The sequence below is a fragment of the Pseudoalteromonas luteoviolacea DSM 6061 genome (assembly GCF_001625655.1).
GTDB classification, from domain to species: Bacteria; Pseudomonadota; Gammaproteobacteria; order Enterobacterales; family Alteromonadaceae; genus Pseudoalteromonas; species Pseudoalteromonas luteoviolacea.
Map to the genome: position 1 here is coordinate 33,701 of NZ_AUYB01000111.1, position 18,445 is coordinate 52,145.

14 protein-coding genes are annotated in these 18,445 nt (G+C 43.2%); 7 read left to right on the forward strand and 7 right to left on the reverse strand.

The window, feature by feature from the left end; all coding sequences use genetic code 11:
* Positions 1 to 30 precede the first annotated feature (30 nt).
* From N475_RS15365 to N475_RS15375, 3 genes are read right to left on the reverse strand one after another with little or no spacing between them, the layout of a single operon-like run.
* Positions 31 to 3,684 (reverse strand): AAA family ATPase, encoded by a 3,654-nt coding sequence (locus N475_RS15365; protein WP_063365538.1) that lies wholly within the window; start codon positions 3,682 to 3,684, stop codon positions 31 to 33.
* Complete coding sequence (locus tag N475_RS15370; RefSeq protein ID WP_063365539.1) at positions 3,681 to 4,898, reverse strand: exonuclease SbcCD subunit D C-terminal domain-containing protein; 1,218 nt, start codon at positions 4,896 to 4,898, stop codon at positions 3,681 to 3,683. The genes N475_RS15365 and N475_RS15370 overlap by 4 nt, the downstream gene beginning before the upstream one ends.
* Positions 4,899 to 4,953: 55 nt before the next feature.
* The gene (locus N475_RS15375) at positions 4,954 to 5,190 is read right to left on the reverse strand and encodes a hypothetical protein (RefSeq protein ID WP_063358012.1); all 237 of its coding nucleotides are present in this window, start codon (positions 5,188 to 5,190) and stop codon (positions 4,954 to 4,956) included.
* A 499-nt stretch (positions 5,191 to 5,689) separates the two neighbouring features.
* On the opposite strand from N475_RS15375, the gene N475_RS15380 reads away from it, so the two are divergent.
* Positions 5,690 to 6,187: a DUF6702 family protein gene (locus tag N475_RS15380; RefSeq protein ID WP_063358011.1), complete on the forward strand. Its 498-nt coding sequence runs from the start codon at positions 5,690 to 5,692 to the stop codon at positions 6,185 to 6,187.
* Between the two features lie 49 nt (positions 6,188 to 6,236).
* On the opposite strand, the gene N475_RS15385 is transcribed toward N475_RS15380, so the two are convergent.
* From N475_RS15385 to N475_RS25535, 3 genes are all read right to left on the reverse strand, one after another.
* Positions 6,237 to 7,676, reverse strand: coding sequence for a metallophosphoesterase (locus N475_RS15385; protein WP_063365540.1), 1,440 nt, complete (start codon positions 7,674 to 7,676; stop codon positions 6,237 to 6,239).
* Positions 7,677 to 7,771: 95 nt separating this feature from the next.
* On the reverse strand, positions 7,772 to 9,373 hold the full coding sequence (rtcR, locus tag N475_RS15390; protein WP_063365541.1) for an RNA repair transcriptional activator RtcR: 1,602 nt from the start codon (positions 9,371 to 9,373) through the stop codon (positions 7,772 to 7,774).
* Positions 9,374 to 9,513: 140 nt separating this feature from the next.
* Positions 9,514 to 9,726, reverse strand: a complete 213-nt coding sequence (locus N475_RS25535) for a hypothetical protein (protein WP_155730942.1) — start codon at positions 9,724 to 9,726, stop codon at positions 9,514 to 9,516.
* Positions 9,727 to 9,967: 241 nt separating this feature from the next.
* Here N475_RS25535 and N475_RS15400 point away from each other — a divergent pair, with 241 nt between their 5' ends.
* From N475_RS15400 to N475_RS15415, 4 genes are read left to right on the forward strand one after another with little or no spacing between them, the layout of a single operon-like run.
* Complete coding sequence (locus tag N475_RS15400) at positions 9,968 to 11,587, forward strand: slipin family protein (protein ID WP_081232444.1); 1,620 nt, start codon at positions 9,968 to 9,970, stop codon at positions 11,585 to 11,587.
* On the forward strand, positions 11,580 to 12,806 hold the full coding sequence (locus N475_RS15405) for an RtcB family protein (RefSeq protein WP_063365542.1): 1,227 nt from the start codon (positions 11,580 to 11,582) through the stop codon (positions 12,804 to 12,806). Before N475_RS15400 ends, N475_RS15405 begins: the two co-directional genes overlap by 8 nt.
* A 2-nt stretch (positions 12,807 to 12,808) precedes the next feature.
* On the forward strand, positions 12,809 to 13,861 hold the full coding sequence (gene rtcA, locus N475_RS15410; protein WP_063365543.1) for an RNA 3'-terminal phosphate cyclase: 1,053 nt from the start codon (positions 12,809 to 12,811) through the stop codon (positions 13,859 to 13,861).
* 2 nt (positions 13,862 to 13,863) lie between these two features.
* Complete coding sequence (locus tag N475_RS15415) at positions 13,864 to 14,670, forward strand: nucleotidyltransferase domain-containing protein (RefSeq protein WP_081232445.1); 807 nt, start codon at positions 13,864 to 13,866, stop codon at positions 14,668 to 14,670.
* 38 nt (positions 14,671 to 14,708) lie between these two features.
* On the opposite strand, the gene N475_RS15420 is transcribed toward N475_RS15415, so the two are convergent.
* The gene (locus N475_RS15420) at positions 14,709 to 15,578 is read right to left on the reverse strand and encodes a LysR family transcriptional regulator (RefSeq protein ID WP_063358006.1); all 870 of its coding nucleotides are present in this window, start codon (positions 15,576 to 15,578) and stop codon (positions 14,709 to 14,711) included.
* Between the two features lie 91 nt (positions 15,579 to 15,669).
* Between N475_RS15420 and N475_RS15425 the strand changes: the two genes are divergently transcribed.
* Both N475_RS15425 and N475_RS15430 read left to right on the forward strand, forming a co-directional pair.
* On the forward strand, positions 15,670 to 16,170 hold the full coding sequence (locus N475_RS15425) for a lactoylglutathione lyase family protein (RefSeq protein WP_063365544.1): 501 nt from the start codon (positions 15,670 to 15,672) through the stop codon (positions 16,168 to 16,170).
* A 247-nt stretch (positions 16,171 to 16,417) separates the two neighbouring features.
* A complete protein-coding gene (locus tag N475_RS15430) occupies positions 16,418 to 18,358 on the forward strand; it encodes a BspA family leucine-rich repeat surface protein (RefSeq protein WP_063365545.1) in 1,941 nt (646 codons plus the stop codon).
* Positions 18,359 to 18,445 lie beyond the last annotated feature (87 nt).

Here is an 18,445-nt window from a genome sequence, read left to right on the forward strand (position 1 = left end):
TTTGGTTAAAAGCTAACAAGCCTTTGCTTGTCAAGATGCATTGGTCAATACAGTCGAGTACCCACCTGCTTGTTTCTTTATTTGTATTTGTGTTGCCACACGCTCAGTCATTTGCGCCACATGAGAAATAACGCCTACTTTGCGCCCTTGCGACTGCAACGCATCCAGCGCATCAAGTGCCACGCTGAGTGTTTCTGGGTCTAACGTACCAAAACCTTCATCTATAAATAGTGAGTTTATTTGCACTTGATTTGAAGACAAAGACGCTAGCCCTAACGCAAGCGCAAGGGACACTAAGAATGACTCGCCGCCCGACAGTGTATTCACACTGCGCTGCTCATCTGCCATATCTCTATCGATAATTGCAATTTCAAGAGATTGCCCGATGACAGTTAACCTGTAACGGCGCGATAGGCTACCTAAATGATGATTTGCGTAATGCAATAAAATTTTAAGCGTTTGAGTTTGCGCCAAATTACGCATTGTTTTACCTGTTGCATCACCGAGTAGTCGATTCAAAAGATGCCAATTCTCATAATCAGACTGCATTTTTTGAAGTTCATCTTGGTGTGAATGCAGCTTTTCAACATTGTCATGATGGGTTTGCAAACTCACCGATAAGGTGACTACCTGTGCTTGTAATTCGTCTTGTTGCTGAGCTAACGACGCTTGCTTAGTATTCAGCTCATCTTGGCTCATTTCAGGTTTATCTGAGCTCTGGTGTTCATCAATATTTTTCTGGACATGCTGCAATTGTGAGCGCTTTTCAATTAGCGAGGACTCAAGCGCTTGCGCTTCAACTAAAAGAGGTTGCCAATATGACTGTTGCAGTAACAATAGCTCATCAACCAGCGCTTCATTCAATTCGTGATATTGTTCAGAGGCACCCGCTAACCAATTTAAAAACCTTGTATGATTGTCTTTCAAGGTCTCTTGGTATATATGACATTGTTGAGTTAAGTGCTTAAGCTTTAAGGCGTGTTCATCATGTTGCTTAATTAGTTGCACAAGCTGATCTTTTTGTGCTTGCAAGTGCTCCTGAGCGTGAGACACTGCATTTTGTAGGCCTTGCTGCCAATCATCAACACTTTGCTCCAGAGGTAGCAGCAACGCTCTTTGCGCCTTAGTCTCTTCACATTTTGCTTGCTGCTCACCTAATTTATTAACAGCCTCCGTTATTTGCTGCGTAACTTGCGTGAGTAGCTGTTGTGTAGAGTGAAGTTTAGGTTGAGCCGCCACCAAAGTTTGCTCTACTTTAGTCAACTGCGACATTTTATCTGCGAATGCATGCACACTGGCTTTTAATTCATCAACCGCGTTGAGAGGGTCTTGCTCAAATAACTTGAGCCATTGAGGGTGTGGGTAAGCTTTTGCAACTCGCGCCGCTAAGCCTTTACAATGGGTAGTGAGCTCTTCATCACGTGACACTTTACTATTTAATAGCTGAGTGTGCTCTTGCAACTGTGCCTGATGCTGATTCAATGTCGCTTGCGCTAAGCTTAATTGCTGTTGCAAGCTCTGTTGTGCCTGAAACTTTTGCTGCTGAGCTCTATTCAATTCACTGTATTTAGACAAACGATTGTCGATGTCTCTTAACAGCTCTTCATGCCGCGACACGTCAACCAAGGAAGAGGGTAATTCGGCAATAATCGCTTGATTCACCTTTTGTTTTTGCACCATTTGAGCATGTTGTTGTAATGAAGCTTGAAGTTGACCATTAACTTGCTCTAAGTGTGACACAACTTCGTGATAGCGCGTTTGTGTCTGAGCACGCGCTTTTTCGGCAGCTTGATACTGACTCTCAAAATCACTGATAAGCTGTTGCCAATGCGTATCAATGTGGTCCACATGATAAGGGTGTTCGGTCGCGCCGCATACGATACACTCTTTTCCATGTTCTAATTGCGATCTCAATGCGCTGATGTTATCGCTGGCTCGCAATTGCACTTGGTGCAAGTTGTCTTGCGTCAACATCAATTGCTGTCTTGTCAATTCATCTTGGTGCTCTGCATCTTTACGTTGGGCATTTGCACTGTGTTGCTGATGTCGTAAACCGTCAATTTGAGCCTGCAATTGAAGTAATTCATTGTCTAACTGCAACTGCTGTGCAATCGCCTGCTGGGCCTTGTTCAATTGCGACTTTTGGAATTGCAATTGCTCATAGTCAAGTTCACTAAGCACATTCTGCAGCTGAGCAAGCTCTGTTTGGTTAGTTGCAATATTTTGTTCAAGTTCCAAACAGTGCGGCTGTGCCTTTGTCAACGCGCCTTGGGCATCAGCACATTTCGACTCAAGGCCTTTTATTTCATCAGCAAGGGCATTTTGTTCATGAAACAAAACCAAGTATTGTTGTAATACTTCATTTGTCTCTTGCCACTGTTCATTCAAACCAAATAGCGCTGGCTGATTTTCTATTCGTTCTGAAAGCTCAGCTCGCTGATGATTTAAATCGTTAATTTGCGCATTAAGTATATTCAGTTCGCTGGAGTGGCCTTGCTCAACGTCACGTAACTGTTGCAGTTGAATTTGTTGTTGTTCTGCAAGCGCAACATGCTCAGCACAAATTCTATCCAGCTCGCGAGCGCGTGTGATATCTGGGCCGCACTGTTGCAACGCTATTTGCGCCTTTGCACTAGCCGATTCAGCCGCTTCTACTGCATCTTCTTTTTGAGCGATTTGTGGCTTTATATCGACCTGAGACAACGCACTTATAGCCGTCTCGGCATCGAATAAAGCTTGCTGTGACTGCGCTTTTTGCTTTCGGTTATCAGCGATTTGTTGCACTAATTGCGCCAGCTTCGCGGTTTTGAAATCCTCTTTTTTTTGCTCAAGGGCAAACTCGGTATCAGCAACCGCAGCAGCTAGGTCATTGTATTGCAGCAATAGTTTACTCTGCGTAACATACCAAGATAATTGCAATTCGATTGCCTTGAGTTCGGATTTGAGCAATTGTTGCCGCGTATTGAGCTGTGTTAATTGAGATTGCTTTTGAGCTTGCTCTTCATCACTTAGTAATTCGATATCGCCAAGCCGTTGTTTAAATCTTTCAAGGGCTTCTAACTTTGTTTTATGCGCCTCAAATATCGCTTTTCCAACTCGGCTAAACTGCTCAGTTCCAGTTAAACACTCTAGTAATTGCGCACGTTCATCGGCATTGGCTTTTAAAAATGCCGCAAAGTCATGTTGAGCCAGTAACACCGCGCGCGTAAACTGTTCGAAATTGAGCCCTAACAATTGTTGTAAAAGCAGCTTGGCTTTAGACTTTTGTGCTATGACTTGCTCATCCTCTGCGCGCAGAACCACGTGCTCAGCTTCTTTGATTCTACCATCAAGTTTGTTGCGCGCTCTAGCAACCTGCCAGCGAGCAATGTAGTGAGTACCATCTTGGCCAACAAAACCCACTTCGGCATACCCAGACACTGTACCACGGCGCAATAAATGCCTTGGGTCATTGAGCTTGATATCATCGCCGTTAAAAGTCACCTTATTTTTTGAATCAGATTTAAGCCGTGCTGTTTTTCCATAGAATGCCAAACATATTGCATCTAGCATGGTACTTTTACCCGCCCCCGTTTCTCCGGTAATGGCAAACAACCCAGTGTTTTTCAAAGGTGCTGCGGTAAAATCAATCTCAGCTTCAGGTAATGATGCAAGGTTTCGGATTTTTATTGTTAAGATTTTCATGATTTCCCTTGCTCGCTCAACGAAACTAGCACCTCTTCGAGACATTTTTCAAGCGCGCTAGGTAGCGTGCTTTGCGCATCTATTTGCTCTTTATACGCCAGTTCAAGAAGCGTTTTTGGTGCAAGCTCCGAAACCTTCCCCAAATCTTCAAAGAGCAATTCATCTCCCTGTTGCATTTGCGGTGAAACTCTTTCAATACCACAAAAGTGCACAGCTTTATTTTCCAATGCCTGCTCTATTTTGTGACGAAACTGACTATCTGTTTCATTGGCATTTAAGCGCAGTCGCAAATAGGGCTTGGGCTCGTCCTCTGTTGGCAGTTCCAGCGCTTCTATTGCATCACAAAGCTGAGCTAACGTCGCGCCTCCTTTCTCAGGCAGTAATATAATTTCTTTGTACCTTGGTACATAACGCGGTGAAACAGATTTAACACGTGAGCCTTCAAACTCCACAAGCAAGACTTGATGCTTGTAATGACGCTCTGCAAAAGACATGGGCATTGGTGTCCCACAGTAACGAATACAATCATTATTAGCGACTTTTTGTGCCTTGTGTAGATGTCCCAAGGCGACATAATCAGGCACATCACCAAACACATCGGCATGAATAGAGTCAAAACCGCCGATTGTGATATTGCGTTCTGAGTCACTCGAAATGTCTCCCCCTTTTGCATGCAAATGGCCCATTGCAATAACAGCTAAGTTCTCATCTTCTATGCATGCATAAGCACTTTGGTAAGCTTGCTCAACGGCAAGTCCATAGCCACTTTCATCGCTGTCTAAGTGACTAATATCCGCACTTCGTAAAAATGGCATGGCTATTACATTGATCTTACCTGATGAAGTCATGAGTGATTTGACGACATCTTCAGGCTTGTGTTTGTCGAATCGTCCAATGACATGAGTGTCAAACTGATATAAGAGAGGTTTTGCGGTCTCGATGCGATTTGCAGAGTCATGGTTGCCCGCCACAATTACAATGTGAAGGTTAGGGAGCGCTATTTTGGCATGTTTGATAAAAGTGTAGAGTTGCTGCTCAGCAGCAGCGGGCGGCGTAGCTGTATGGTATATATCACCACTGACTATAAGCAAGTCGGCTTCAACCAGCACAAGCTCTTGGCAAAGCCAATCTAAAAAAGCTTGATGCTCTGCAAAGCGACTATGTTCGTAAAATTGTTGACCGAGATGCCAGTCAGATGTGTGTACAACCTTCATTCAGCGTTCCTTTCCTATTTAGGAACGCTAATATAGCATTGCTTGGGGCTATTTATTAATAGCTCAAGCGCCACCACGCGAAAATTATTACAGGTAGGACTAGTAACAATAACATTGGCGCGCGGTAAAGTTTACTCTGCTTAGCTTCTAATCGCTTAATTGCAGAACGCTCATTACACGCCGCTACTTTATCAACATAACAGTAGCCGTTTTCAATGTACTCTTTACAGTTTTGTTCGTCCGCAGGTATCGCAACCAGCTTCTCTTGTTTTTTTAGTATGTAAAAGTCCATACTGCTCACCACATTTCTTTTCGATAAACGGGTATAATTACTTGAGCAAAACTAACGCCAGTTTTACCCAAAATGAGAAAGAGCGCGATTTTAATGATAATTGCGACCAAATATCAACAGTCTTATTGTGGTTTTTGAATTTTTTTTCAAAATAGAGACAATAAATTTGAGAAATATACTCTCAGCATGCATGTAAAATTGCCAATTTATCATCATCTTGGTCAGTAAAAAGACTAGCTATGGCTTACTGAATCAGTTCTGAACCGCGATTTAAGATGTACAAATTTTTGCCATCCAACAGTAGCCAACTGAATTTAATGTGAAAAATAACAGTGAATAGAAATATTTAAAATGCTATTACCTAAAAAAGGTCAAAAAACCGACAATTGTCCTTTCAAATTCAATAAAAAAACACAATAATCTTCTCCACAACAACAAAAATAAAGTAGACTATACGTAAGTGAGTAAACACTATCACCCTCTGCGAAGGAGTTATTTTATGCGGACTTGGCATTTCGCCGGGATCAGCTTGCTGTTGGCTTTTTCAGCACAAGCACACAAGTTAAAAGCATCGATTGCCACTGCAAACATATTTCCAAAACAAGGAAATATCCAAATTGAGTATCGTTTTCACTTGCATGATATCGAACATGCCTTAGTACATTTGTTCAATGAGCAAAAAAATATTTACCAAAATCAAAAAGTACAACAAGCGTTTGCTGACTATGTGTATACCCAAACATCTCTTAGGCGGCTGAGTGGCCAAGCTTTGGCTTTATCTGCTGCACAGGTCAAAATTGATGCAAAATATCTGTGGGTATATCAAGAAGCACAATTTATAAAGAGTAAACCACTCAAAGGGCTACAAATGCGCCATGGTGCGTTAAGAGACGTTTGGCCGGACCAAATTAACCTCGTCAATTTTAGAGGCATCGGAAAAGTGAAAACGATGCACTTCGATAAAGATGATAATTGGCTGACAGTTGAGTTTGATTAAGCTACTCGCGTTATCGCGCTGTAATAAGGGGGAATATCCCCCTTATCCATTATTGGCATACCTGTTCATTTCGAGCCGAAAATTGAGAGTCACAGCGTAAGAAAGCTTCTCCTTGTTCGTCAAAAAAACGACCATACCAACCAAAGTAGCGATCTAATTCTAACTCTAAAAAGCCAAACTTTGCTTGTTCATTCCCAGTGGCCTCCAATCCATCCACAACGGCTTCAAAATTAGTGTAGGGCAACTCCTCACTAAGCGTAACACCACTGTTTCCCACGACGATTTGGGGAGGGCGCTTGTACTGTTTGTCAAAACTTAATGACTGATAAATATGCATGTGGCCAGAGAGCAATAAAGCGACTTGTTCAGGTAGTCGACCTAAAGGGGTATTGGCTAAAGCACGCTGCATCATGATATTTAGCGTGTTGTCGGTGGCCACATTGTTCACACCCCAAAGAGGCCGGTGTGTAACCGTCCAGATTGGTTTATCAGGGTATTTACTTGCAAATTTTTGCAGTCCTTCATATTGGGCTTGATACTGTGACGTTAGATCGTTTGAAAACCTGTCATCACACGCATTGGCAGTGTCTTGCACCCAAATGTTTAATTTTTCAAGCTTAAGCATATACGGGTCAATCATCGCAATGGATGACACCGCAGTTTTCAGAGGATTCGAAAAGTCGCCTTGTGCAGGGCATGCACGCTGAGCAATTCCACTCTCTATACTTGATCCCGGGCCAAAAAAGTAAAACCAACCAAGACCTGCACGGCTACATAGTTCGTGGTTGCCTCTGGCAAATACCCAAGGCGCTTTAGTCAAAATTGCATCCGCCGAACTAAAAAAGTCAGCGCGCCATGCACGCCAAGTATCTGGTTTAGGACTGCCCGTTGCGTTTTGACTATAGTACGTTTCTTCTAAACCACAGGTTTTGCCACCATAACCTCCATCACCAGCGTCATATGCATAAACCCCTTTGCTAATGCTGCCGCTGGTGCCACGATAATTGTAGTCCCCCATATGCAACAGCAGATCCACTTCACGTTTAGCACCTTGACCTATCAGCGTTTTAAATGGCTCCGCTGGCCCATTGCCATCACAAACATGTGCTTTGCAGCCTGAATCTCCGTAGACTTGAATACGCTTGGGGTTGAGAGTCATGGCTTCAAACTTTAACTGCGTACCACCCACGAGATAAGATTGTCCTTCAGCGACACTTGCCTCACAGATGGTGACTGGAAAATTTGCCCCTGGGTGCAGACCTCGTATTCGCATATTAATGCGTTTACCCTCTGAGTTTTCAAGTTCTGGGCACAGTGCAGCTTGACTTTGTATGCCGGGAATAATCGCCCGAATATAAATAAGTGTGTCACCTTGTTTGCTTGGTGCGAGCATCGCATAAGCAGTGATCACTTCCGCTTTTTTTAAGGGCTTTTGGCTGCTGCAACTAGCCAAAATAATTAACCCCAACATAATACTGACGAATCGCATTGTCGTTTTCCTTCTAATCACGTCACTAATTCCTTGTTTAGTGTAGTAAAAACTCTGTAAAGGGGTATTACAAAGGCTTACTTACACATTACGCACTATTTTGCCGCTGCAATATCTCGCCACTTAATATCAAACTTTGCCAAGTACTTTTGTAATCGGCTAGAGTCATTACTTGTGGCTTTTTGAGTCCTGCTAACGTCAAACAACACGCGCCCAGCGGCAGCCATGCTAGGGCTTTGCAAACATACGGTGACTACATACTCTAATTGCTGACGATCAAACGTATCGAGTTGAGAAATTTGCTCGCCACTCATTATTAATGACAAGCAAGATCCATGCAGTGACGGTTCATTGGTGTGCCAGTTACGCTCTAGCCGCATCACTTCTTCTGCCACGTCCTCTGTACTGATCCGCGAAGAGTCGGCCAACGTGGCTAAACGGATCATCGACGATCCGAGATCCCTAAAGTTACCCTGCCATGTGGCTTTTGCGCTGTGTGCAAAATCCAAATAAGCAGCCCTTGCTTCTTTATTGAAACGCACTCTTCGGCCTTGCTCTTGGCTATATTTGTCTAATTCAAAATCGATATTCGCATCAATATCTTCGCGCCTATCTTTTAAAGCTGGGAGTTGATAGGTCCAAAGGTTAATACGTGCAAGTAAATCCTCTCTGAATGTCCCCTCTAATACGCACGCTTTTAAATCCCGGTTGGTACCTGCAATTAGCTGAAACTCGCTCGTAACCTCTTGATCACTGCCCACAGGATGAAATTGCTTGTTTTCAATTGCTCGCAACAACATCGCTTGCTCTTCGAGCCCAAGCTCACCAACTTCATCCAAAAACAAGAGCCCCTGATCCGCCGCTTTTAAAAAACCATCTCGCGCCTGCTGGGCTCCGGTGAATGCGCCTTTGGTGTGACCAAACAGGGCAGCCATTGCATTTTCACCTTTGAGCGTTGCGCAGTTAACAGTCACTAGCTCACCTTGTAAGGTTTTACGCTGCTTTTTAAGCTGGAAAATCCGCGAAGCAAGCTGGCTTTTTCCCGCGCCGGTTGGGCCAGTTAACAAAATAGGCGCGGTGGAGCGTATGGCGACTTTTTCAATTTGGGCGATCAGGCGGTTAAACGCCATATTTTTTGTCTCTATGCCCCCTTTGAGAAAGCTCTCACCTTGACGGCGCTCAATATCAAAACGCTCAGCCAATTGGTCGTATTTTGAAAGATCTAAATCAATGGTCTGCACTTGGCCAACTGACTTATTGTCATTGTGTGGGTCGGGTGATGTTTGTATTAAACGCCCTGGAAATTGCCGACTTTCCGTAAGCAAGTAACTACATATTTGTGCAACATGGGTGCCTGTGGTGATGTGAAATAGATATTCTTGGGCATCCAAATCAAACTCAAGTGTACGGCAAAAATCATACAATTTGGCGTACACCTCGCCAAAATCCCAAGGGTCATCAAAATTGACTTCCACCAAATGCACGGTTGTTTCAGGAGATACGCTTTCAATGTCAACGGCAACATTATGTGCTAAGCGTGTACTTTGTTTTCCATGCAGCAGATACAAGCGATTTATGATCAAATCATCTTGGCTTACCAATGAAATATTTGGGCGCCAACGATGCCAACGGTCAACCCGTTTACCTACAAAGTCCAATTGCGTACCAAGCAAACTTACAGCCACAACTTCTTTCAAAACAACCCTATCTATATGGATATATCAATATCTAAATGGAATCATTTTTATGATTAAAGCGCAATAAGAAATATACACCTTGATTCAATAAAAATTATTTTTCACATTAAAATCAATATATTAAAAGTTAATTTCAGCTTTTAACACACCTTTGGCATGTCAATTGAAATACCAAGCTCGTAGTTTGATAGCGTGTTTCTAAATAACACCGCGGTGCGACTTACACTGTAAGCACGTATTCCGAGGTCAACTACCTCAGTAATGTGTACTAGAAATGGAAACACTGTAAGTGTGGGGTTCAACTCCCCTAATTTGATAGATAGCTCAATGGTAGAGCCACGAAATTTATGCATTCGTTTGTTGCGGGTTCGACTCCCGCTCTAATCACCATAAATAAAAGATAGAAACGTTATTAGTTTTTACATTTAACTGCGCTGAAAGCGCTTAACTATGTGAGTAGCCGCCACTAACACTAAGGTGGGCCTCGCTGAATAAACTTCGTAAATGGCAAGCTGGATGCTCCCCATTTATGCACTTATTTAGCCAACCCAGCGATAACTAGCTGGCCGCTACTACGCATCACAAGGAATAAAAATGAAATTTAAAAAACAACAAATCGTAGCAGAGACAAAACGTGTTTTAGTATACAAAAACAAGCAGTTTAAGGGTGTACTAACATCAGGGAAGCATACCTTTTGGGATTTTAAAAATGAGCTCGAATTTGTGACACACAGTATCGACACGCTATTTTTTGTAGCACCGGACGCAGAGCGTCTGTACCACTCAAATCCAGAAGTGCAAGAACACATACGCCACTACAAATTAAATGATCAAGAAATCGGCTTACTGTACTTCAATGACGCCTTGAAAGGCGTAGTTGCACCGGGCGAGAACCTCTATTTGTGGCAAGATGCAGGTGATATCCATTTGGAAAGGGTAGATATCAGAAATGACTTTTATGTCGATGACAAAACCTTAAAGCAGATTGAGAAAGCAGGATTAAACCTTGCTTCAAAACTCATCAGAACAGCAAAAACCACCGCTTGTAAACCGGTTTACCAAATACAAATTGAACGCGATCACATTGGGTTGTTGTTCGTAGACAATAAACTGGTTAAGGAACTACCAGCAGGAAAATACGGCGTATGGCAGTTTGGCCGTGAGGTTGAACTCAAAACGTTTGATTGCAAAAAAGTGTCAGCAGAAGATGCCAAAGACATTTACCAAAAAAACAGTGCAATGCACAGTATCACGCATCAAAAGCTGGGCGCTGAAGAAGTCGGCTTAATGTATGTAAACGAAGTCTTAAAAGGCATTGTACCGCCGGGGGAGCAAGTGTACCTGTGGAAAGAAGCGGGTCATATTCACTTAGAAAGAGTAGATATCAGCGAAGACCTTTATGTTAAACAGTCCACGTTTACTCAAGTAAATAATGCAGGGCTAAATAGCACAGCAACGTTATTCAAACCTACAGGCACTCAATGCCAGCCTATTATCGATGTCTCTATCGACAGTGAGCACATCGGTTTGCTGTATGTAAACAATCAACTGCAGCAACAGTTGGCACCTGGGCGCTATGGTATTTGGCAATTTAACCGAGATATTGAGGTTAAGGTTTTCGACTTGCGTACACAAATGATAGAAGTCTGTGGACAAGAGATATTAAGTAAGGACAGAGTCAGTCTTCGTATCAACCTCAGCGCCAGCTTTCGAATCCTCAATGCAGCGCAGGCGGCTTCAAGTGTTGAAGATGTAAATTCATATGCGTATAACGCCCTGCAGCTCGCTTTGAGAGAGGCTGTAGGTACACAAAACCTAGATGATCTGCTGCTCGATAAGTTGTATATAAACGAAACGGTGAAAGAGCTGGTGAGCGAGCAACTAGCTGAGATTGGGGTACAACTAATCAGCGTCGGCATGAAAGACATCATTCTACCGGGAGAGATGAGAGCAATCCTTAATCAAGTGGTTGAAGCACAAAAGGCGGCTGAAGCCAATGTCATTAAACGCCGAGAAGAAACCGCAGCAACGCGAAGCTTACACAACACAGCAAAAGTAATGGAAAACAATCCAACGCTAATGCGCTTGAAAGAACTAGAAGCACTAGAAAAGGTTGCAGACAAAATTGAAAGTTTAACGGTTTATGGCGGCTTGGAAGGGCTTATGAACAATGTAGTAAACCTAGGTCAAAAACAAGGAGGCCAACATGTGTAAATCACAATACGAGTTATTGGGTAATAATACCAAGCATCCGATAAAAGCTTGGACAAAAGGCGTTCCTTTTGAGCCCGAGGCACAGCAACAGCTTAAAAATATCGCATCAATGGATATCGTACACAGCCATATTGCCGTGATGCCTGATGTACACCTAGGTAAAGGTGCCACGATAGGCAGTGTAATCCCGTCAGTGGATGCAGTTATTCCTGCTGCAGTAGGTGTGGACATAGGCTGTGGCATGGTCGCCACCAGAACCACACTAAAGGCCAGTGACTTACCCGATAACTTAAAGTCGATACGTAGCGCTTTTGAAGCCGTTGTACCGCATGGTCGTACAACAGGGCGAGGCAAGCGTGATAAAGGGGCTTGGGGAAATATACCCAAACTGGTACAAAAAGAGTGGCTAGCGTTGGAGCAACGTTTTGCTCAGATTTGTGCAAAACACCCAGCAATCGCCAAGAGCAACCATGTAAACCACTTGGGTACTATGGGTACAGGTAATCACTTTTTGGAGCTTTGCTTAGATGAAGCGCAAAATGTATGGCTAATGCTGCATTCAGGGAGCCGAGGCGTGGGCAACCGCATAGGCACTTACTTTATTGAACTGGCAAAAAAGGAGATGCAACGCCACCAGCAGCACTTACCCGATATGGACCTTGCTTACCTTAAAGAAGGTAGCATCTATTTCGATGACTATGTAGAAGCCGTAGAATGGGCACAAGATTTTGCAGCAAAGAACCGTGAAATTATGATGTTCAATGCATTAAAAGCGCTAAAAGAAGAGCTGCCAATGCCATTTGAGACGGTGGATGTAGCGGTTAACTGTCATCACAATTACATCTCAAAAGAGGTGCATTTTGGTAAAGCGTGTTATGTCACCCGAAAAGGCGCCCTTCGTGCAGAGCAAGGTGAAATGGGGATCATTCCGGGAAATATGGGCGCTCGTTCATACATTGTTAGAGGCCTTGGCAATCCAGATAGCTTTAATAGCTGTAGTCATGGCGCAGGGCGTGTTATGTCGCGCACTAAAGCCAAAAAAGTCTATAGTATTGCCGATCATGAAGCTGCAACAAAAGGGGTAGAATGCCGTAAAGACGCAGCTGTAATAGATGAAATACCGCACGCCTACAAAGATATAGATAAAGTTATGGCTGCACAGCAAGACTTGGTAGAAGTCGTGCACACATTAAAACAAATCGTTTGTGTAAAAGGATAAGAATGACAACAACGACAAACAAACCAACTATCATCATTGACGGTTCAAAGGGAGAAGGCGGTGGCCAAGTCCTACGAACCGCTCTTAGCCTATCGATGTTATTAAATCAGCCTATTGAGATTAAAAATATCAGGGCAGGAAGAAAAAAGCCGGGGCTAAAGCGCCAACACCTGACATGTGTACTTGCTGCTCAGCAGATATGTGATGCACAAGTAACTGGGGCCGAGCTTAATTCTCAACATATCACTTTTGCACCAAACTCGGTGCAAGCTGGTAATTATGAATTTAAAATCGGCACAGCAGGTAGTACAGTACTAGTTTGCCAAACTATTTTGCTGCCACTGGCACTAAGTGGTAAAGCGTCCAAAGTCAAACTACAAGGGGGCACCCATAATGGCATGTCTCCTTCTTTGACCTTTTTGGAGCGTTCGTTTATGCCTGCACTAAAAAGCATGGGATTAAACTGCGAAATCACAACACATAAACTGGGTTTTTTCCCAGCTGGTGGTGGTAGTTGGCAAATAGATATTTCTCCACTGGCGTCTCTAAAGCCTTGCCAGTTTGAGCAACCTGGTGCAGAGTTAGAGACTCAACAAAGTAACTGTCATTCGCTTTCGATTATCGCAGGAGTAAGAGACTCCGTGGCCAATAGGGAAATCAAAGCTGCACAGTCGCTATTGGGTTGGAGCGCAGCAAACACCGAAATAGACAGAGCTAAAGCCTTTGGCAACGGCAACAGCTTTCACTTAAGCGTAGGGCAGGGCATGCAAGTCGCCATGTTTGAACAAATTGGCGAGCTCGGCCTCTCCGCTGAACGAGTTGCGGGCCGCACGGTTAAAGCACTACAACATTATTTAAAGTCTGGCGCAGCAGTTGAGGAGCACTTGGCAGACCAACTTTTATTGCCCATAGCACTTGCAGGCGGCGGCAGCTTTACTACCTCTGCGCTGAGCAGTCATACAACGACCAATATCAACGTTATTGCACAGCTCAGCGGCATACAAATTAAAACACAACAACTCAACGAACTCCTTTGGAAAGTTTATTTGGATTAATAATGGATAAAGCAGTCTTATCAATCGAACCAAATGCACGCACAGAAGTCATGGCCCGCATCAAGAAGGCTGAACAAGAACACAATGTAAAGGTCCTTTACGCTATCGAGTCGGGCAGCCGTTCATGGGGGTTTGCATCACCGAATAGCGATTATGACGTCCGCTTTATTTACGTTCACCCTAAAGATTGGTATTTGTCTGTCATGTTAGAAGATAAGCGTGACGTGATTGAGTACCCGATAACGGATGAGATTGATATTAATGGCTGGGATCTGCGAAAAGCACTCAAACTTTTAAAGGCATCCAATCCTGCGATAGGAGAGTGGCTCAACTCTCCCATTGTCTACATCAATGAAGATAAGTTTAAGACTCAAGCCCAGGCTCTTTTTGCTCGCTATTACAGAACTGAACGCGGCCTATACCATTATATAAATATGGCAAAAAGCAATTATAGAGGCTACCTCAAACAGGAAAAGGTGCCTTTGAAAAAGTACCTTTATGTATTGCGCGCTCTATGTGCAGCAAAGTGGATTGAAAAATATGACAGCCCTCCACCAATTGAGTTTTCCGTGTTGGTTAACTCAGTGATAGAGGATACTCAACTGTTGTTAGAATTAAACGCTTTGGTTGCCAAAAAACAGCAAGCTACCGAAAAATCGCTAGCCCCCAAAATAATAATGTTAAATACCTTTATTGAGTCAGAACTCAGTTATTTTGAAGACAATATCAGAAAGTCAAATAGTCATGAGCAGGATACACACCATTTAGATGCCTTTTTTAGAAACTGGCTCGAAAACGCATTTATCTAGTTAGTAAAAAATTGATCTGTAGTGGCTAACCCCAGCCACTACAGCAGCTTGCCTATCTCTTTAGCTACGGTTTCAACACGTTTGGGACATACATAGTTTCGCCTAGTGCACAAATATACAGTTTCAAACACAGGGTTGTTCAAAGTGTGAATCGCTACCTTTTCTTGCAGCCCAAATGCCTCCACCGCAGGAGCTGGCAAAACAGTAAAACCAAACCCCATGGATACAGGTTGTAAAATCAGGCCAATTTGATTCGAAAACCCTTTCTTTTTGAGCAAACTAGCGTGCTGAAACTCTGGATAGTTTGCACCTAAGAGTAAATTTGCGTGGTGGCTACCATCTGGGTGATCAACAAAACCAAGTTCACTGATGGATTGCCATGACGGCTGCGCCAAACAAGCAGGCGTAACAAGTAACAGTTGTTCTTTGGCAATCGATTGGCTACATACATCTTCTAATTTACTTTTTGCGGTCATTAGGCCTAAGTCGACCGTTTTATTAGCCACAGCCAATTCGATTTCTGAATTCGGAGCGAAACGGTAGTCTATGACTAGATTTTGGTGCTTCGCTTGCAAGTCCAATAAATGAGGGTACAACTTCAGCCCCAAACTGCCTGGCGACATAATACGCACACAGCCTTCATAAGCAGGGTCATCGCCAATGGACTGTTCTAAATCAATAAGATCATCCAATATCGCTCGTCCATGATTATGCAGCTTTTCTCCGGCAGGAGATAATGAAAAGCGCTTGCCATCACGCACAATAAGCACCTGATTTAATTGAGCTTCTAATTTACTAATATGCTGACTCACACCTGACTGCGTCATATGCAAACTCTCTGCTGTGCGCGTGAAGTGACCTATCTCAGCCAGTGTGCAGAACGTACGTAGCCAAATCAAATTAATCATTACAATATATTATTAATATAAGAACAAATGATAATTTCACATTATAGCTGGAGATTTGTAACCTGCACTCAAATTATGAGGAGCACATATTATGAGCAAGGTATATCCACGAAACTTTTCCCACATAGGTATCTCTGTACCTGACCTTGAAAAAGCAGTTGAATTTTACACTGACGTATTAGGCTGGTATTTAATCATGACGCCAACACAGATAACTGAAGATAACAGCGCAATTGGAGAGATGTGTACTGATGTTTTCGGAGCTGGCTGGGAGCGATTCCGCATTGCGCACCTATCTACAGGAGATAGAATTGGCGTCGAATTATTTGAATTTAAAAATCAAATCAATCCAGACAACAACTTCGAGTACTGGAAAACGGGTGTATTTCACTTTTGTGTTCAAGACCCAAATGTTGAAGAGCTTGCCGAACGCATCGTCGCAGCTGGCGGAAAAAAGCGCATGGAGAAGCCCCGCTACTACTACCCAGGTGAAAAGCCTTATCGTATGATTTACATGGAAGACCCATTTGGCAATATTCTAGAAATCTATAGCCACAGTTATGAGCTAATTTACGGCGCTGGGGCATATTAACTTTACTTTTCTAAAGGCGCAGACAACGCGCCTTTTTTTGAGCACCCGCTTTATGACCACTTGTAAAATGCCTGTCCACTTAGAGTTAGTTGTACTTATTTGCTTTGGATAGCGATTATAAAACAACCTCAAACAAAGTTTTTGCTGATTCCCTTTTATAGGTATAGTAGAATATTTGCCCTATTTTCTAGATGTAATTTGAACGGCATTCAGCTTGCGGGCTCACAGTGCCATTTGAGGAGAAATAATGTTCAAAAGGTGCTTTTATAAAAGTACGTATATCTCAGCCGCTTTTGCGCTGTTAAGCCTTACTGCATGTGGTGGTGGAGGTTCAGATAACTCCAGCTCTGGTGTGACATCACCTCAATCAAACGTTGATACCACGGCCCCGGTTATTACCATCAATGGCTCAAAGAGCGTCACGCTAATGCTTGGTGAAAGCTATACTGAGTTGGGTGCATATGCAACTGACAATAAGGATGGCGAAGTAAGTGTTGGAGTATCAGGCACACTTAACCTTAATCAAGTAGGCACTTACACTCTGACTTATAGTGCTACAGACAGTGCAGGGAACACAGTCAGTGTGCAAAGAACAATTTCCATCGTCGCGCCCAACGACACAACAGCACCTATTGTGACATTAAAAGGTGATAGCCAAATTACATTGCAATATGGTGATACATATCAAGAACTAGGCGCGACAGCGACTGACAATATCGACAAAGTGGTCGAAGTCACTATTACCGGACACGTAAATACATACCAACCAAGTGATTACACGCTAACTTACTCTGCTACCGATCTGGCAGGTAATCAAGGCACCGCAACGCGGACAGTAACTGTACTTCCAGAGCAAGATACGACGGCACCCGTATTAAGTTTAAACGGTGACAATTATATTAAGCTATTTTTGAATGAAGCCTATGTCGAACTAGGCGCGATAGCAATTGACAACGTTGATGGTGAGCTGACAGCAACCGCTTCAGGTACTGTGGTTACTGATACTGTTGGCAAATATACCGTCACCTATACCGCAACAGATAAAGCGGGTAATCGCGCGAGCATTGACCGTACCATTGATGTAGTAATACCTCGAGAGTTCATCACCACATGGAAAACAGACAATGTAGAGCAGGGCTCAACTGATGAATACACAGTAAAAATAGACACAATCGGAGATGGGTATAACTTCCAAGTTGACTGGGGCGATGGTAATTTGAGCACTGATGTGACAAGCACGGTCTCTCATACTTATGAGTCTACTGGTACATATACAGTTAAAATCTCTGGTGATTTCCCGCGCTTTTATTTTGGAGAGCGAGAAGCAGACAGAATTAAATTGCTCTCTATAGAGCAGTGGGGTGATATACGTTGGTCTTCAATGGAGTATGCATTTCTCGGCAGCACAAATTTAGTAGTGAATGCGACTGATGCGCCCGACCTAACCAGAGTTACAGATCTATCATATATGTTCGCTGGAGCCAGTTCGTTTAACCAAGACATTAGCCACTGGGATGTATCGAATATCACAGCAATGAGTGCCATGTTCCAAAATGCCTCCAGTTTTAACCAAAACATAGGGAATTGGGATGTGTCCAATGTTCAGTACATGGGCTACATGTTTTACGGCGCAACAGAATTTAACCAACCAATTGGGGGTTGGGATGTTTCAAGTTTGAAAGACATGTTATTTATGTTTTATGAAGCCAGTAGCTTTAATCAACCCATAGGCAACTGGGATGTCGGCCGAGTCTATAAAATGACAGCCTCTTTTGCTGGTGCCACCGCATTTAATCAAGACATTGGTGACTGGGATACATCGGAAGTATTTTACATGGGCAGAATGTTTGATGGCGCTTCATCATTCAATCAAGATATTGGGCGCTGGCAAGTATCCCATGTTGCCTACATGAATAGCTTGTTTAGAAATGCCACTGCATTTGATCAAAACCTTGGCAACTGGGATATTTCAAACCTTGTAGATATGCGCAGCATGTTTCAATATATAACGCTTTCTGTAGAAAACTATGACGCACTGCTTAAAGGTTGGAGCCAATTGCCTAACCCACCTACAAAAATAGGCTTTCATGCTGGGAATAGTAAATACTCAGCGAGTGGTAAAGCTGCACGAGACATACTAACCGGTGTCCACGAGTGGAATATCGCTGATGGCGGGCAAATCGAATAGTTAAAATGACTTAACTCCAGGCCTTGGTCAATACTGGCAAGGCCTAGTAGAGTTCAATCATCTAACTAACTTTTTACATGTTTACTT

What these genes read in the sequence shown, in the direction of transcription:
- N475_RS15365 (WP_063365538.1), bottom strand. Translation starts at nt 3,684, where the DNA reads ATGAAAATCTTAACAATAAAAATCCGAAACCTTGCATCATTACCTGAA.
- N475_RS15370 (WP_063365539.1), bottom strand. Translation starts at nt 4,898, where the DNA reads ATGAAGGTTGTACACACATCTGACTGGCATCTCGGTCAACAATTTTAC.
- N475_RS15375 (WP_063358012.1), bottom strand. Translation starts at nt 5,190, where the DNA reads ATGGACTTTTACATACTAAAAAAACAAGAGAAGCTGGTTGCGATACCT.
- N475_RS15380 (WP_063358011.1), top strand. Translation starts at nt 5,690, where the DNA reads ATGCGGACTTGGCATTTCGCCGGGATCAGCTTGCTGTTGGCTTTTTCA.
- N475_RS15385 (WP_063365540.1), bottom strand. Translation starts at nt 7,676, where the DNA reads ATGCGATTCGTCAGTATTATGTTGGGGTTAATTATTTTGGCTAGTTGC.
- N475_RS25535 (WP_155730942.1), bottom strand. Translation starts at nt 9,726, where the DNA reads ATGCATAAATTTCGTGGCTCTACCATTGAGCTATCTATCAAATTAGGG.
- N475_RS15400 (WP_081232444.1), top strand. Translation starts at nt 9,968, where the DNA reads ATGAAATTTAAAAAACAACAAATCGTAGCAGAGACAAAACGTGTTTTA.
- N475_RS15405 (WP_063365542.1), top strand. Translation starts at nt 11,580, where the DNA reads ATGTGTAAATCACAATACGAGTTATTGGGTAATAATACCAAGCATCCG.
- rtcA (WP_063365543.1), top strand. Translation starts at nt 12,809, where the DNA reads ATGACAACAACGACAAACAAACCAACTATCATCATTGACGGTTCAAAG.
- N475_RS15415 (WP_081232445.1), top strand. Translation starts at nt 13,864, where the DNA reads ATGGATAAAGCAGTCTTATCAATCGAACCAAATGCACGCACAGAAGTC.
- N475_RS15420 (WP_063358006.1), bottom strand. Translation starts at nt 15,578, where the DNA reads ATGATTAATTTGATTTGGCTACGTACGTTCTGCACACTGGCTGAGATA.
- N475_RS15425 (WP_063365544.1), top strand. Translation starts at nt 15,670, where the DNA reads ATGAGCAAGGTATATCCACGAAACTTTTCCCACATAGGTATCTCTGTA.
- N475_RS15430 (WP_063365545.1), top strand. Translation starts at nt 16,418, where the DNA reads ATGTTCAAAAGGTGCTTTTATAAAAGTACGTATATCTCAGCCGCTTTT.